Source organism: Shigella sp. FC1567, from assembly GCF_001743015.1.
Classification (GTDB): domain Bacteria; phylum Pseudomonadota; class Gammaproteobacteria; order Enterobacterales; family Enterobacteriaceae; genus Escherichia; species Escherichia coli.
The window spans coordinates 1-16,071 of the sequence record NZ_MIIV01000099.1 but is presented as its reverse complement, the minus strand read 5'-3'; the positions used below and the strand labels follow the sequence as shown (position 1 = coordinate 16,071).

Here is a 16,071-nt window from a genome sequence, read left to right as displayed (position 1 = left end):
CTTATAGAGTCGGAACGGCCTGGGCAGCCTGTGCCGGGGCGGAAGTTGGAAGATAGTGTTGTTCGGCGCTCATCGCCCATTGCTGATAGCGGCGATAAAGCTGTTCAAAGCGTTGTGTCTGTTCGCTGCGCGGTTGCAGGGTTTTCTCTACCGCACTGGCCATTTTTTGCTGGGCTGATGGGATGTCTGCGTGCACTTTCGCGGCGACGGCAGCAAAAATCGCCGCACCGAGCGCACAGCACTGGTCAGAGGCAACAATTTGCAGCGGGCGATTCAGCACGTCGCAGCAGGCCTGCATAATGACCTGGTTTTTCCGCGCGATGCCGCCCAGCGCCATCACGTTATTGACGGCGATCCCCTGATCGGTAAAGCACTCCATGATTGCGCGTGCGCCAAAGGCGGTGGCAGCAATCAAACCGCCAAACAGCAGCGGAGCGTCGGTAGCGAGGTTAAGATCGGTAATCACCCCTTTCAGGCGTTGGTTAGCGTTCGGTGTGCGGCGGCCGTTAAACCAGTTGAGCACCACCGGCAGGTGATCCAGAGACGGATTTTTGGCCCATGCTTCGGTCAGCGCCGGAAGCAGTTGTTTCTGGCTGGCGTTGATTTGCGCTTTCAGTTCCGGATGCTGGGCGGCAAGCTGTTCCAGCGGCCAGCCGAGTACGCGATCAAACCAGGCGTAGATATCACCAAACGCCGATTGGCCTGCTTCCAGACCGATAAATCCAGGTACCACGCTGCCATCAACCTGACCGCAAATACCTTTAACTGCCCGCTCGCCAACGCTCTGTTTGTCGGCAATCAGAATGTCGCAGGTGGAAGTACCGATAACTTTTACCAGTGCGTTAGGCTGTGCGCCTGCGCCAACTGCGCCCATATGGCAGTCAAACGCGCCGCCGGAAATCACCACGCTTTCAGGCAGGCCGAGACGCTGCGCCCATTCCGGGCATAAGGTGCCCACCGGAATATCGGCAGTCCAGGTGTCAGTGAACAGCGGGGAAGGCAAATGGCGATTGAGGATCGGGTCCAGCTCATCAAAGAAACTGGCTGGCGGCAAGCCGCCCCAGCTTTCGTGCCACAGAGATTTATGCCCGGCGCTGCAACGTCCGCGACGAATATCCTGCGGGCGGGTGGTACCGGAAAGCAGAGCTGGCACCCAGTCGCACAGCTCAATCCACGATGCGGCAGATTGCGCCACGGCGCTGTCCTGGCGAGTCACATGCAGGATTTTTGCCCAGAACCATTCGCTGGAATAAATACCACCAATGTAGCGGGAGTAGTCAACGTTGCCCGGCGCGTGGCACAAACGGGTAATCTCTTCCGCTTCTTCAACCGCAGTGTGGTCTTTCCACAATACGAACATCGCGTTTGGGTTTTCGGCAAACTCCGGGCGCAGCGCCAGCACGTTACCGTCGGCATCAATCGGTGCGGGCGTCGAGCCGGTACTGTCAACGCCAATCCCGACCACAGCTGCGCGCTGTTCGACGCTAAGCTCTGCAAGCACGGTTTTCAGTGCCGCTTCCATTGACTCAATGTAGTCACGCGGATGATGACGGAACTGGTTATTCGGGGCATCACAAAATTGCCCTTTTTGCCAACGGGGATACCACTCTACGCTGGTGGCGATCTCTTCACCGCTGGCGCAGTCCACCGCCAAAGCTCGCACAGAATCACTGCCAAAATCGAGGCCAATTGCAATCGCCATCGTTTCACTCCATCCAAAAAAACGGGTATGGAGAAACAGTAGAGAGTTGCGATAAAAAGCGTCAGGTAGGATCCGCTAATCTTATGGATAAAAATGCTATGGAATAGCAAAGTGTGACGCCGTGCAAATAATCAATGTGGACTTTTCTGCCGTGATTATAGACACTTTTGTTACGCGTTTTTGTCATGGCTTTGGTCCCGCTTTGTTACAGAATGCTTTTAATAAGCGGGGTTACCGGTTGGGTTAGCGAGAAGAGCCAGTAAAAGACGCAGTGACGGCAATGTCTGATGCAATATGGACAATTGGTTTCTTCTCTGAATGGCGGGAGTATGAAAAGTATGGCTGAAGCGCAAAATGATCCCCTGCTGCCGGGATACTCGTTTAATGCCCATCTGGTGGCGGGTTTAACGCCGATTGAGGCCAACGGTTATCTCGATTTTTTTATCGACCGACCGCTGGGAATGAAAGGTTATATTCTCAATCTCACCATTCGCGGTCAGGGGGTGGTGAAAAATCAGGGACGAGAATTTGTTTGCCGACCGGGTGATATTTTGCTGTTCCCGCCAGGAGAGATTCATCACTACGGTCGTCATCCGGAGGCTCGCGAATGGTATCACCAGTGGGTTTACTTTCGTCCGCGCGCCTACTGGCATGAATGGCTTAACTGGCCGTCAATATTTGCCAATACGGGTTTCTTTCGCCCGGATGAAGCGCACCAGCCGCATTTCAGCGACCTGTTTGGGCAAATCATTAACGCCGGGCAAGGGGAAGGGCGCTATTCGGAGCTGCTGGCGATAAATCTGCTTGAGCAATTGTTACTGCGGCGCATGGAAGCGATTAACGAGTCGCTCCATCCACCGATGGATAATCGGGTACGCGAGGCTTGTCAGTACATCAGCGATCACCTGGCAGACAGCAATTTTGATATCGCCAGCGTCGCACAGCATGTTTGCTTGTCGCCGTCGCGTCTGTCACATCTTTTCCGCCAGCAGTTAGGGATTAGCGTCTTAAGCTGGCGCGAGGACCAACGTATCAGCCAGGCGAAGCTGCTTTTGAGCACCACCCGGATGCCTATCGCCACCGTCGGTCGCAATGTTGGTTTTGACGATCAACTCTATTTCTCGCGGGTATTTAAAAAATGCACCGGGGCCAGCCCGAGCGAGTTCCGTGCCGGTTGTGAAGAAAAAGTGAATGATGTAGCCGTCAAGTTGTCATAATTGGTAACGAATCAGACAATTGACGGCTTGACGGAGTAGCATAGGGTTTGCAGAATCCCTGCTTCGTCCATTTGACAGGCACATTATGCAAGCATTGCTGGAACACTTTATTACCCAATCTACCGTGTATTCATTGATGGCGGTGGTGTTGGTGGCCTTTCTGGAGTCGCTGGCGCTGGTCGGTTTGATTCTACCCGGTACGGTGCTGATGGCGGGGCTGGGAGCGCTGATTGGCAGCGGCGAGTTAAGTTTCTGGCACGCCTGGCTGGCAGGGATTGTCGGTTGTCTGCTGGGCGACTGGATCTCCTTCTGGCTGGGCTGGCGTTTTAAAAAGCCGTTGCATCGCTGGTCATTTCTGAAGAAAAACAAAGCATTACTCGATAAAACTGAACATGCGTTGCATCAACACAGCATGTTCACCATTCTGGTCGGTCGCTTTGTTGGCCCGACGCGTCCGCTGGTGCCAATGGTGGCGGGAATGCTGGATCTGCCGGTGGCAAAATTCATTACGCCGAATATTATCGGCTGCCTGCTGTGGCCACCGTTTTACTTCCTGCCTGGGATTCTGGCGGGCGCGGCGATCGATATTCCAGCCGGAATGCAGAGCGGCGAGTTTAAATGGTTGCTGCTGGCGACGGCGGTATTTTTGTGGGTTGGTGGCTGGCTGTGCTGGCGGTTATGGCGCAGCGGTAAAGCAACCGATCGTTTAAGTCATTATTTGTCGCGCGGCCGTTTGTTGTGGCTGACGCCGTTGATTTCTGCCATCGGCGTGGTGGCGCTGGTGGTGTTAATTCGCCACCCGTTGATGCCGGTGTATATCGATATTTTGCGTAAAGTGGTTGGGGTTTAGGGGATTGTCTTGTGCGGGTTGCCTGATGCGACGCTGACCGGTCTTATCAGGCCTACAAAACGCACTGTCCGTAGGTCGGATAAGGTGTTCACGCCGCATCTGACAGTGCATACTAACCCGTAATCCCCAATATTGCCGAAGCACTCGCCTTACCGCTCAACAATTCTTCAGTCTTACCCTGCCAGGCGATGCGCCCGTCGGCGACCACCACCGAGCGTGTGGCGATCCGCGCCGCATCTTCCACACTGTGCGACACCATCAATAGCGTCATTTTTTGCTGCTGGCAGCTCGTGCTCACCAGCGTCAGCATCTCCTGACGTAACGCCGGATCGAGCGCAGAGAACGGTTCATCGAGCAATAAAATCGGCTGTTCGCGCACCAGACAACGCGCTAACGCCACGCGCTGTCGCTGGCCGCCGGAAAGCTCGCCCGGTAACCGCGCCATTAAATTATCAATCCCCATCTGACGGGCGATAGCGTGCATTTTCTCCTGCTGTGCCGCGTTCAGCTTCAATCCTGGATTAAGCCCCAGCCCGATGTTCTGCGCGACCGTCAGGTGGCTGAACAGGTTGTTCTCCTGAAACAGCATCGACACCGGACGGCGTGACGGCGGCGTCGTGGTGTGATCAACGCCATCGATAGTCAGCGAACCGCTGGCTGGCGTCAGAAAACCGGCAATCAAATTCAGCAGGGTACTTTTACCTGCGCCGCTTGGCCCGAGGATCGCCACCTGCTCGCCGCGTTCCACCGTTAAGCTAAAACGCATCGGCAAATGTTGGTAAAGCCAGGTGATATCAGTCAGTTTTAACATTTCGCCCCGGTAGTTTTTCAATCACGGTAAACAGCAGAAAACAGAGTAGCAGCAGAATTAACGCGGTGACCGCGCCGTCCTGGCTGCGATAGGAGCCAATTTGCTGGTAGAGATAAAACGGCAGGGTACGGAAATCATCGTTACCGAACAACGCCACCACGCCAAAATCACCAATCGACAGCACGCAGGCAAAGGCCAGCGCCTGCGCCAGTGGACGTTTCAGGGCGCGCAGCTCCACCACTTTTAAGCGCGACCAGCCTTCAATGCCCAGCGACTGACACAACATACTGTAGCGGGCGGTGATATCGCGCATCGGGTTTTCCAGTACTTTCAGCGCATAAGGGATCGCCATTAACGCATTGGTGAAAATCACAATGCCGTCAGCAGATTGTTGCAGGCCGATAGTGTTGTTGAGCAGTAAAAAGAAGCCGGTAGCCAGCACAATCCCCGGCATGGCGAGAATCAACATGCCGCTCATCTCCAGCGCCTGACCCGCCAGCATTTTCTGCCGTGCCCGAAGTTCGCGACTGCTCCATAGCAGCATCATGGTCAGCACTACGCACAATACACCTGCCGCCAGCGCAATACGCAACGAGGTCCACAGCGCCTGCCACAGCACCGGTTGTGCCAGCACTTCCGGCAACTGGCGATTTACCCCATCGACGATCACCGCCAGCAACGGTGGCAACAACAGCAGCAACGCCAGCACTATTAACACCGTGTCGCAAATGCGGCTATGCAGACGATCGTCCGGGTCGCGCCAGCCTTGCAGCAGCGTGGTGCCTGGCGCAATGGCCTTACTCAATCGCTGACTCAATAGTACCAGCCCAAGGCAACACACCATCTGGATCAGCGCCAGCATCGCCGCGCGGGCAGGATCGTAGTCGTAACTCAGCGCCTGATAAATAGCCAGCTCGATAGTGGTCGCCTGCGGACCGCCGCCCAGTGATAGCACGGTGGCGAAGCTGGCGAAACAGAGCATAAAGATAAGTGCAGCAACCGGCGGGATTTGTCGCCGTAACCACGGCCATTCGACGAAGCGGAAAAAATGCCAGCCGCGCATCCCAAGCTGGGCGGCAAGCTGACGTTGTTCGTCGGGAATGTTTTCCAGTGCCTGGAGTAATAAGCGGCTCGCCATCGGCAGATTAAAAAATACGTGCGCCAGCAAAATACCTTGCAGGCCGTAGGGCGAAAAGGTCCACTCCAGACCGAGCGATTGGCAGAGCGATGCCAGCCAGCCCTGGCGACCATAGACGCTAAGAATGCCGAAAACAGCAACCAGCACCGGGAGGATCAAGGTCATTGCGCACAGACGCAACAGCGCCAGCCGACCCGGAAAGCGCCTGCGATAGAGGGCGCGGGCGAGGAATATCGCGGGTACGACAGAGAGTAGCGCCGAGAGAAACGCCTGCCAGAAGGAGAAGCGCACCACATGCCACAGGTAGCTGTCCTGCCAGACTGCCACCCAGTTACCCTGCGGCGCGTTCCACCACAGGGCGAGAAACGCCGCGAGCGCAACCGCTACCACCAGCGTGGCGGCGCTTACACCTGGAATTAACCAGCCGGGAATTAACGGCTGACGGCGCGTTGCCATCCGCTAATCCATGCCTGACGTTGTGCCGCCACTTCAGCTGGTGTGAACTCCAGCGTGGTGGCCGGTTTGGTCAATTGTTCAAACCCGGCAGGCAGCGTGACATTTGCCACCGGATACATCCAGTTACCGGTTGGGATCGCATTCTGAAAAGCCGGAGAAACCATAAACTGGAGGAATTTTTGCGCCAGCTCCGGCTGCTTGCTGGCAGCGGTGCGGGCGGCGACTTCCACCTGCAGATAGTGACCTTCGCTAAAGTTCGCGGCGGCGTAGTTATCTTTTTTCTCTTCGAGAATGTGATAAGCCGGAGAGGTGGTGTAACTCAGTACCAGATCGCTTTCACCTTTTAAAAACAGGCCGTAGGCTTCGCTCCAGCCTTTGGTGACCGTGACGGTTTTCTTCGCCAGTTTTTGCCAGGCTTGTGGGGCGTCATCGCCATAGACTTTTTGCATCCACAACAGCAGGCCCAGCCCCGGCGTACTGGTGCGCGGATCCTGATAAATCACCCGCCAGTTTTGATCGCTCTCAACCAATTCTTTCAGGCTTTGCGGCGGGTTTTTCAGTTTGTTCTTGTCATAGACGAAGGCGAAATAGCCGTAATCAAACGGGACGAAAGTGTCATTATTCCAGCCGCCGGGAACGTTAACGGCATCCGCTGCCACACCGCTTTTGGCAAATAGTCCGGTTTTACTGGCGGCGTCTAACAGATTGTTATCCAGCCCCAGCACCACATCGGCTTTACTATTTTTGCCTTCCATCCGTAGACGGTTGAGAAGCGAAACGCCATCTTCCAGCGCCACCAGTTTCAGTTCGCAGTTACAGTCGGCTTCAAAAGCTTTTTTGATCTTTGGACCAGGCCCCCAGTCGGCGGCGAAGGAATCGTAGGTATAAACAGTCAGAACGGGTTTAGCGAAAACGGGCGCTGTGCACAGCAACAGCAGGGGAAGACATTTTTTTAACACTTTGCACCTCAAAAAAGAGTGGCAAAGGACTTGAGAAGGAGCCTCAAATCCCTTCGCCGGCGTTATCCGGATCAGGTTCGACGGGTATTTTCTCAGCGCACGCGTTTGCGTGGCACCCCGTTGAGAACGGCGTTAGTGTAGTGATTTTGTTATCTACCAGCAATCATGGATCCGGCGGCGCAAACCACGCTGATTTAAAATCGAACCAGCCGAGGGTATTCATACGCAGGCCGCGCATACTGCGTTGTCCCTGAATGATCAGCCAGTGGTGGATAAGCGGCACCATTGCTTTACTGGCGACCAGTTGCTGGCACCAGTTCGCCAGGTTCATTTCGCCATTGCGCCAGCGGGCGGCGTCGGCTTGCCAGTCGATCGGAATACAGTGTTGGAGCAGCGGCACCTCGCACAAGTGCGCGAACAGCGAAAAATCCAGCGGCAGCGTAAAGTTGGCGCTATTAAGCCAGATATCGCTCTCGATCTCTCCTTCATGCCACTGATCGTAGCTGATCTCTTTGATTTCCAGCGTGACCTGGTGACTTGCCAGAATCTGCTGCATGATCCCGGCAATCACCCGATGCTCACTGTGATCCTGATAAAAGGTCAGGGTGAGGCTTTCCAGGCCAGCCGGTTTTTCGCTCTTTATGGTGCGGGCATGGTGCCAACGGGGGAGCAGTCCATAAGCCGGGAACCACAGTTGCTGGTACTGTTCCTCAGCGAAATAGACCAGATTAGTTGGAGAAAGCACATAGTTTACCCAGTCCCTGACTTGCTGATTCGCTCCGCGATGGGTGCGGCTGTCGAATAGTAAATAGTAGCAACCTTCCTCCAGGCGGCTTTCAATCTCTTTTTCCTCACCCTGTGGACCTTTTAGCATCAGACCTCCAGCTGGCTCGTCGGCAATTTCCGGCAGAACCCAGACGTTAACTTCATCGATTAATGCCCGGTAACCGAAGAAGTCATCGAATGCCTGAATTTTCAGTTGATTGGTGGTGTTGCGGATCACCGCATACGGACCGGTGCCGATGGGATGGCTGGCAAAGTTACTGAGGGTTTCCCATTCGCGCGGCAGGATCATCGCCGGAACTTGCCCCAGCAGTAACGGTAACCAGCGGTCCGGTTGCGTGAGATGGATATCCAGCGTCCAGGGCGTCGGCGACACAATGTCCGCAATATGCGAATAGAGCGGCAGCGTATTGATTCGTTTTAAAGAGGCGATCACGTCGTCCATTTCCAGTTCACGACCATGATGAAAATGGACTCCTGGACGCAAAAAGAAACGCCAGTGAAGCGGTGATATTTGCTGCCAGTGGTGGGCGATGTCTGCTTCCAGTTCCCCATTTTCCTCATTTATGCGCGTTAGCGAACTGAAGATTTGCCGGGCAATATGGGTTTCGGAACGGCGCAATGCGCTGCCAGGTAGCAGATTACGCAACGGACGATAGTAGAGCACGCGCAGGATGTGCCGCCCCTGGCGGAAGCTGCGGCCCAGATGAGAAACCAGCATTTGCCGCACAGTCGCTTTGTCGCCAACCAACTGCACTAGTTGGTCGATACGATCCTGCTCCAGCAGGTCTTCCGCCCGCTGTTGCTGAAGCGCCAGCCCGGTATAGAGGAATGTCAGACGCGAGCGTTTACCGCGCCCGACTTCCGCTTCCCACGTCAGCCAGCCGCGATCCTGCATGGTGTTGAGCAGGGTACGCATATGACGACGCGAGCAGCTCAATAACGCTGCCAGTTCGTTGAGCGTTGTGTCCTGCGATTTACCCTCGCAGCATTGCCACAGGCGGATGAACTGTTGTTGCAGACGAGCAGATGGCATAAAAGGGGAACTCCTGCGCAAAAGACAGCAATTTTATTTTCCCTATATTAAGTCAATAATTCCTAACGATGAAGCAAGGAGGTGCCCCATGCGTCAGTTTTATCAGCACTATTTTACCGCGACAGCGAAGTTGTGCTGGTTGCGTTGGTTAAGCGTCCCACAACGATTAACCATGCTTGAAGGACTGATGCAGTGGGATGACCGCAATTCTGAAAGTTGACTTGCCTGCATCATGTGTGACTGAGTATTGGTGTAAAATCACCCGCCAGCAGATTATACCTGCTGGTTTTTTTTATTCTCGCCGCGCTAAAAAGGGAACGTATGATCTGGATAATGACGATGGCTCGCCGTATGAACGGTGTTTACGCGGCATTTATGCTGGTCGCTTTTATGATGGGGGTGGCCGGGGCGCTACAGGCTCCTACATTGAGCTTATTTCTGAGTCGTGAGGTTGGCGCGCAACCTTTCTGGATCGGACTCTTTTATACGGTGAATACTATTGCTGGGATCGGCGTAAGCCTCTGGTTGGCAAAACGTTCTGACAGTCAGGGCGATCGGCGAAAACTGATTATATTTTGCTGTTTGATGGCTATCGGCAATGCGCCATTGTTTGCATTTAATCGTCATTATCTGACGCTTATCACCTGTGGTGTGCTTCTGGCATCTCTGGCCAATACGGCAATGCCACAGTTATTTGCTCTGGCGCGGGAATATGCGGATAACTCGGCGCGAGAAGTGGTGATGTTTTCGATTGCCGCCGGGATATTCACACTCAGTCTGGTATTGATTGCATTTATGCTTCCGTCTGTGGCGCGGGTAGAACTGCCGTCGGAAAATGCTTTATCAATGCAAGGTGGCTGGCAGGATAGTAACGTACGGATGTTATTTGTCGCCTCGACGTTAATGTGGACCTGCAACACCATGTACATTATTGATATGCCGTTGTGGATCAGTAGCGAGTTAGGATTGCCAGACAAACTGGCGGGTTTCCTGATGGGGACGGCAGCTGGACTGGAAATACCAGCAATGATTCTGGCTGGCTACTATGTCAAACGTTATGGTAAGCGGCGAATGATGGTCATAGCAGTGGCGGCAGGAGTACTGTTTTACACCGGATTGATTTTCTTTCATAGCCGTATGGCGTTGATGACGCTGCAACTTTTTAACGCTGTATTTATCGGCATTGTTGCGGGTATTGGGATGCTATGGTTTCAGGATTTAATGCCTGGAAGAGCGGGGGCAGCTACCACCTTATTTACTAACAGTATTTCTACCGGGGTAATTCTGGCTGGCGTTATTCAGGGAGCAATTGCACAAAGTTGGGGGCACTTTGCTGTCTACTGGGTAATTGCGGTTATTTCTGTTGTCGCATTATTTTTAACCGCAAAGGTTAAAGACGTTTGATGACGTGGACGATAGCGGAAAGCCCGGTCATTTGACCGGGCAAGGGGATTAATTCATAAACGCAGGTTGTTTTGCTTCATAAGCGGCAATGGCGTCGTCGTGCTGCAAGGTAAGCCCAATACTGTCCAGACCGTTCATCATGCAGTGGCGGCGGAAGGCATCGATGGTAAAGCGATAGGTTTTCTCTCCCGCTTTCACCTCTTGCGCTTCCAGATCCACGTCGAAATGGATCCCCGGATTGGCTTTCACCAGCGCAAACAGTTCGTCCACTTCTGCATCGCTTAATTTCACCGGCAGCAGCTGGTTGTTAAAGCTATTGCCGTAGAAGATGTCAGCAAAACTCGGCGCAATCACCACTTTAAAACCGTAGTCGGTCAATGCCCAGGGCGCGTGCTCACGCGAGGAGCCACAGCCGAAGTTTTCTCGTGCCAGCAAAATGGAAGCGCCCTGATACTGCGGGAAGTTCAGCACGAAGTCCGGGTTTGGCTGTTGGCCTTTTTCATCGAGAAAACGCCAGTCGTTAAACAGATGCGCGCCAAAACCCGTACGGGTCACTTTCTGCAAAAACTGTTTCGGGATGATTGCATCGGTATCGACATTGGCGGCATCCAGCGGAACCACCAGGCCTGTGTGTTTGATAAATTTCTCTGCCATGGTCTGCTCCTTATTTAATGTTGCGAATGTCGGCGAAATGTCCGGTCACAGCAGCAGCGGCAGCCATTGCCGGGCTGACCAGATGCGTGCGCCCGCCGCGCCCCTGGCGGCCTTCAAAGTTACGGTTGCTGGTGGATGCACAACGTTCGCCCGGATTCAGACGGTCGTTGTTCATCGCCAGACACATTGAGCAGCCAGGCAAGCGCCATTCAAAACCGGCTTCAATAAAGATTTTATCCAGACCTTCCGCTTCCGCCTGGGCTTTTACCTGGCCAGAGCCGGGAACCACCAGTGCCTGCACGCCTGGCGCGACTTTTCGCCCTTTGGCGATCTCCGCTGCCGCGCGTAAATCTTCAATGCGCGAGTTGGTACAGGAACCGATAAACACTTTGTCGATAGCCACTTCGGTCAGCGGAATGCCCGGTTTCAGCCCCATATAGGCCAGCGCTTTTTCTGCCGACGCGCGTTCAACCGGATCGGCAAACGAAGCCGGATCGGGAATATTGTCGTTCACGGAAATCACCTGGCCTGGATTGGTGCCCCAGGTGACCTGCGGTGAAATTTCTTCTGCTTGCAGAGTGACAACGGTATCGAAAGTTGCGCCTTCGTCGGTTTGCAGGGTTTTCCAGTAGGCAACGGCGTCGTCGAAATCTTTGCCTTTCGGCGCATGCAAACGGCCTTTGACATAGTTAAAGGTGGTTTCGTCCGGTGCAACCAGACCGGCTTTTGCGCCCATTTCGATTGCCATATTGCACAGGGTCATACGACCTTCCATGCTTAAATCACGGATTGCTTCGCCGCAAAACTCCACCACATGCCCGGTGCCGCCTGCGCTACCGGTTTTACCGATAATTGCCAGCACGATATCTTTTGCGGTAATGCCCGGCGCGGCTTTGCCCTGGACTTCAATTTTCATGGTTTTTGCGCGGCCCTGTTTCAGGGTTTGCGTTGCCAGTACGTGTTCAACTTCGGAAGTGCCGATACCAAAGGCCAGTGCGCCAAACGCGCCGTGGGTGGCGGTATGCGAGTCGCCGCAGACAATGGTCATCCCCGGCAAGGTGACGCCCTGTTCCGGCCCCATTACGTGGACGATCCCCTGATACGGGTGATTCAGGTCATACAGTTCGACGCCAAATTCTTTGCAGTTTTTAATCAGCTCCTGCATCTGGATGCGCGCCATTTCACCACAGGCATTAATGTCTTTCGTCTGGGTAGAGACGTTGTGATCCATAGTGGCGAAGGTTTTGCCCGGCTGACGTACCGGGCGACCGTGGGCGCGCAGACCATCGAACGCCTGCGGTGAGGTCACTTCATGCACCAGGTGGCGGTCGATATATAACAGCGGGGTTTCGTTTTCGGCTTCGTACACTACGTGAGCGTCGAATAATTTTTCGTATAACGTTTTAGCCATGATTACACCCCTTCTGCCACATAGCGGGCAATGATATCGCCCATTTCATCGGTACTAACGGCGGCAGCGCCACGGGCTAAATCCCCGGTGCGAATGCCTTCTTCTAATGCGCGGTTAATGGCGCGTTCAATGGCGCAAGCCGCATCATCGGCATCCAGGCTGTAGCGCAGCAGCAGTGCCAGCGACAGAATTTGCGCAATCGGGTTGGCGATGTTTTTGCCTGTGATATCTGGTGCTGAGCCGCCTGCCGGTTCATACAGACCAAAACCTTGCTCGTTCAGGCTGGCGGAAGGCAACATCCCCATCGAGCCAGTGATCATTGCGCACTCGTCAGACAGAATGTCGCCAAACAGGTTGGAGCACAGCAGGACGTCAAACTGTGATGGATCTTTAATCAGCTGCATGGTGGCGTTGTCGATGTACATATGCGCCAGTTCGACATCCGGGTATTCCGTGGCGATCTCGTTAACGATCTCCCGCCATAAAATAGAGGATTGCAGCACGTTGGCTTTGTCGATTGAGGTGACTTTGTGGCGACGCTTGCGGGCAGATTCAAACGCGATGCGGGCGATACGTTCGATCTCAAAACGGTGATACACCTCGGTATCAAACGCTTTTTCATACTGTCCGCTACCTTCGCGGCCTTTTGGCTGACCGAAATAGATGCCGCCGGTCAGTTCGCGCACGCACAGGATGTCGAAGCCGTTAGCGGCAATGTCAGCACGCAGCGGACAGAATGCTTCCAGCCCCTGATACAGTTTTGCCGGACGCAGGTTGCTGAATAATTTGAAGTGCTTACGCAAAGGCAACAGCGCGCCGCGTTCTGGTTGCTGGTCTGGTGGTAAATGTTCCCATTTCGGACCGCCTACCGAGCCAAACAGCACGGCATCGGCTTGCTCACAACCTTCAACCGTCGCAGGCGGCAGTGGTTGCCCGTGGTTATCAATGGCTGCGCCGCCTACATCGTAATGGCTGGTGGTGATGCGCATCGCAAAGCGGTTGCGCACGGCATCCAGCACTTTCAGCGCCTGGGTCATCACTTCCGGACCAATACCGTCCCCCGGCAATACGGCAATATGGTAATTCTTCGACATCACACGGTTTCCTTGTTGTTTTCGTTGTGTTGAGCTTTGCGTTGCAACTCTTTTTCGACTTCTGCGGCACGCCAGATATTGTTCAGTACGTGCACCATGGCTTTGGCGGAGGACTCGACAATATCGGTGGCCAGGCCGACGCCGTGGAAGCGGCGACCGTTGTAGTTGGCGACAATATCCACCTGACCCAGCGCATCTTTACCGTGACCTTTGGCGGTCAGGCTGTATTTCACCAGTTCGACGTTATAGTCAGTGATGCGGTTAATTGCCTGATAGACGGCATCGACCGGACCGTTACCGTTGGCGGCTTCTGCTTTGACTTCTTCGCCACAGGCCAGTTTGACGGCGGCGGTGGCGATATCGTTAGAGCCAGACTGCACGCTGAAGTAATCCAGACGGAAATGCTCCGGCTCTTCTTGCTGCTTACCGATGAAGGCCAGCGCCTCCAGATCGTAATCAAACACCTGACCTTTTTTGTCCGCCAGCTTCAGGAAAGCATCGTACAAATTGTCTAAATTATATTCACTTTCTTTATACCCCATCTCATCCATGCGATGTTTCACCGCCGCACGCCCCGAACGAGAGGTCAGATTCAGCTGGATTTGGTTCAGACCAATAGATTCTGGTGTCATGATTTCGTAGTTTTCGCGGTTTTTCAGCACGCCATCCTGGTGGATACCGGAGGAGTGGGCGAATGCGCCGCTGCCAACAATGGCTTTGTTTGCCGGGATCGGCATATTACAAATCTGGCTAACTAACTGGCTGGTGCGCCATATCTCCTGGTGATTAATGGCGGTGTGGACGTTGAGAATATCCTTACGAACTTTAATCGCCATGATGACTTCTTCCAGCGAACAGTTACCGGCACGCTCGCCGATCCCGTTCATTGCACCTTCCACCTGGCGTGCACCGGCATGTACCGCCGCCAGTGAGTTGCCGACCGCCAGGCCTAAATCGTCGTGGGTATGTACGGAAATAATGGCTTTGTCGATGTTAGGTACGCGTTCATACAGACCGCTGATGATTCCGGCGAACTCAAACGGCATGGTGTAGCCCACGGTGTCCGGAATGTTGATGGTGGTGGCACCGGCATTAATCGCCGCTTCGACCACTCGCGCCAGATCGGCAATGGGGGTACGCCCGGCATCTTCGCAAGAAAATTCAACATCATCGGTGTAATTACGGGCGCGTTTCACCATATAGATAGCGCGTTCGATCACTTCATCCAGCGTGCTGCGCAGCTTGGTGGCGATGTGCATTGGCGAAGTGGCAATAAAGGTATGAATACGGAAGGCTTCGGCGACTTTCAGGGATTCGGCCGCCACGTCGATATCTTTCTCCACGCAGCGAGCTAACGCGCATACGCGGCTGTTTTTAACCTGGCGGGCGATGGTTTGCACTGATTCAAAATCGCCCGGCGAAGAGACGGGGAAACCGACTTCCATCACGTCAACACCCATACGCTCAAGGGCCAGCGCAATTTGCAGTTTTTCTTTCACACTCAAGCTTGCCTGTAACGCCTGTTCACCGTCGCGCAATGTGGTATCGAAAATAATGACTTGCTGGCTCATGGTTTGGGTCCTTGTCTCTTTTAGAGCGCCTCGCTTCGGGCATAAAAAAACCCGCGCAATGGCGCGGGTTTTTTGTTTGACTGCGTGCTGGCTTAATGCTGGATGCCGCTCACTCGTCTACCGCGCAAAGAAGATGCGTTTAGTAGTAGTAGACCGATAAAGCGAACGATGTGAGTCATTAAATCAGCTCCAGATGAATGCGATATGCTTTTAGAGTTACTGGATACAAAAACGGATGTCAACCCTGACGCAATAAAAACGTCCCGCCAGCGCGAGTTCTGCATCCGTAAAATTAGCTAATTGTGCTGCGGTGGTTAAAGCAAGCGATATTAATTTCTGTTTAACGACCGACACTTTTCATAGGTTGACATATTTCAGAATAAATTTTTGCATCTAATCAACGAGGAAAAAGGGGACAAAATGCACGCGTTGCAAAACCTATCCTGATGATTTGTATTGAATTATATGTTTTGCGAATTTTTTTTGATATTGATATGGTGAATATTATTGATCCATTAATGTTAATAATTAATGCATTAAATATATAAATTAATTATTAAATAAGCACATTTAATCCATTTTGTAGATGATTGAGTATTCGCGGTAGTTATGATTAGATTGTTTTCGCAACAAAAACATTATGGATTATTATGCTGTGGTAAATGACTCATTCCACGGCAATGGATTCTGTTTTTATCAGAACCCGTATCTTTATGTTTTCCGAATTTTACTCATTTTGCTTTTTCTTATTTTATATGCATGATAGGTAATGCTGCCAACTTACTGATTTAGTGTATGATGGTGATTTTAAGGTGCTTGCGTGGCTTCCATTTCCATCAGATGTCCTTCCTGCTCCGCTACTGAAGGCGTGGTGCGTAACGGCAAAAGCACTGCCGGACATCAGCGCTATCTCTGCTCTCATTGCCGTAAAACATGGCAACTACAGTTCACTTACACCGCCTCTCAGCCCGGTACGCACCAGAAA

The 16,071-nt window shown here is 53.3% G+C and carries 15 protein-coding genes and 1 riboswitch; of the genes, 5 read left to right on the top strand and 10 right to left on the bottom strand.

Going from position 1 to position 16,071, the window contains the following annotated elements; all coding sequences use genetic code 11:
- Nucleotide 1: 1 nt before the first annotated feature.
- Nucleotides 2-1,702 (bottom strand): ribulokinase, encoded by a 1,701-nt coding sequence (gene araB / locus BHE85_RS07520; RefSeq protein ID WP_039063963.1) that lies wholly within the window; start codon nt 1,700-1,702, stop codon nt 2-4.
- A gap of 338 nt (nt 1,703-2,040) precedes the next feature.
- Here araB and araC point away from each other — a divergent pair, with 338 nt between their 5' ends.
- Nucleotides 2,041-2,919, top strand: a complete 879-nt coding sequence (araC, locus tag BHE85_RS07515) for an arabinose operon transcriptional regulator AraC (protein WP_001300811.1) — start codon at nt 2,041-2,043, stop codon at nt 2,917-2,919.
- Nucleotides 2,920-3,004: 85 nt separating this feature from the next.
- Nucleotides 3,005-3,769, top strand: coding sequence for a DedA family protein (locus tag BHE85_RS07510; RefSeq protein WP_001148403.1), 765 nt, complete (start codon nt 3,005-3,007; stop codon nt 3,767-3,769).
- Nucleotides 3,770-3,881: 112 nt separating this feature from the next.
- Here the strand turns inward: BHE85_RS07510 and thiQ are convergent, their stop codons facing one another.
- The 4 genes from thiQ to sgrR all read right to left on the bottom strand — a co-directional run bounded on the left by thiQ (nt 3,882) and on the right by sgrR (nt 8,952).
- Entirely contained in the window at nt 3,882-4,580 is a 699-nt protein-coding gene (gene thiQ, locus BHE85_RS07505; RefSeq protein WP_000916323.1) for a thiamine ABC transporter ATP-binding protein ThiQ, read from the bottom strand.
- A complete protein-coding gene (gene thiP / locus BHE85_RS07500; RefSeq protein WP_000235693.1) occupies nt 4,564-6,174 on the bottom strand; it encodes a thiamine/thiamine pyrophosphate ABC transporter permease ThiP in 1,611 nt (536 codons plus the stop codon). The genes thiQ and thiP overlap by 17 nt, the downstream gene beginning before the upstream one ends.
- Entirely contained in the window at nt 6,150-7,133 is a 984-nt protein-coding gene (thiB, locus tag BHE85_RS07495; RefSeq protein ID WP_004980421.1) for a thiamine ABC transporter substrate binding subunit, read from the bottom strand. The genes thiP and thiB overlap by 25 nt, the downstream gene beginning before the upstream one ends.
- A 30-nt stretch (nt 7,134-7,163) precedes the next feature.
- Nucleotides 7,164-7,263: riboswitch (TPP riboswitch) on the bottom strand.
- Between the two features lie 33 nt (nt 7,264-7,296).
- Complete coding sequence (gene sgrR, locus BHE85_RS07490) at nt 7,297-8,952, bottom strand: DNA-binding transcriptional regulator SgrR (RefSeq protein WP_004980478.1); 1,656 nt, start codon at nt 8,950-8,952, stop codon at nt 7,297-7,299.
- Nucleotides 8,953-9,040: 88 nt separating this feature from the next.
- Here sgrR and sgrT point away from each other — a divergent pair, with 88 nt between their 5' ends.
- Both sgrT and BHE85_RS07480 read left to right on the top strand, forming a co-directional pair.
- Nucleotides 9,041-9,172 (top strand): glucose uptake inhibitor SgrT, encoded by a 132-nt coding sequence (sgrT, locus tag BHE85_RS07485; protein ID WP_001248770.1) that lies wholly within the window; start codon nt 9,041-9,043, stop codon nt 9,170-9,172.
- A 101-nt stretch (nt 9,173-9,273) separates the two neighbouring features.
- Entirely contained in the window at nt 9,274-10,356 is a 1,083-nt protein-coding gene (locus tag BHE85_RS07480; RefSeq protein ID WP_000637858.1) for an MFS transporter, read from the top strand.
- Nucleotides 10,357-10,404: 48 nt separating this feature from the next.
- Here the strand turns inward: BHE85_RS07480 and leuD are convergent, their stop codons facing one another.
- The 5 genes from leuD to leuL form a co-directional block, all read right to left on the bottom strand.
- Nucleotides 10,405-11,010: a 3-isopropylmalate dehydratase small subunit gene (gene leuD, locus BHE85_RS07475; RefSeq protein ID WP_000818228.1), complete on the bottom strand. Its 606-nt coding sequence runs from the start codon at nt 11,008-11,010 to the stop codon at nt 10,405-10,407.
- 10 nt (nt 11,011-11,020) lie between these two features.
- Nucleotides 11,021-12,421, bottom strand: coding sequence for a 3-isopropylmalate dehydratase large subunit (gene leuC / locus BHE85_RS07470; protein WP_001140654.1), 1,401 nt, complete (start codon nt 12,419-12,421; stop codon nt 11,021-11,023).
- Between the two features lie 2 nt (nt 12,422-12,423).
- Nucleotides 12,424-13,515 (bottom strand): 3-isopropylmalate dehydrogenase, encoded by a 1,092-nt coding sequence (leuB, locus tag BHE85_RS07465; RefSeq protein ID WP_000042363.1) that lies wholly within the window; start codon nt 13,513-13,515, stop codon nt 12,424-12,426.
- Nucleotides 13,515-15,086, bottom strand: a complete 1,572-nt coding sequence (gene leuA, locus BHE85_RS07460; RefSeq protein ID WP_000082846.1) for a 2-isopropylmalate synthase — start codon at nt 15,084-15,086, stop codon at nt 13,515-13,517. The genes leuB and leuA overlap by 1 nt, the downstream gene beginning before the upstream one ends.
- Nucleotides 15,087-15,178: 92 nt before the next feature.
- Nucleotides 15,179-15,265 carry a leu operon leader peptide gene (leuL, locus tag BHE85_RS07455; protein WP_001300467.1) on the bottom strand — a complete coding sequence of 29 codons (87 nt, stop codon included), beginning with the start codon at nt 15,263-15,265 and terminating at the stop codon, nt 15,179-15,181.
- Between the two features lie 641 nt (nt 15,266-15,906).
- Between leuL and BHE85_RS07450 the strand changes: the two genes are divergently transcribed.
- On the top strand, nt 15,907-16,071 hold a 165-nt coding region (locus BHE85_RS07450; protein ID WP_047664789.1), incomplete at its 3' end, for an IS1 family transposase.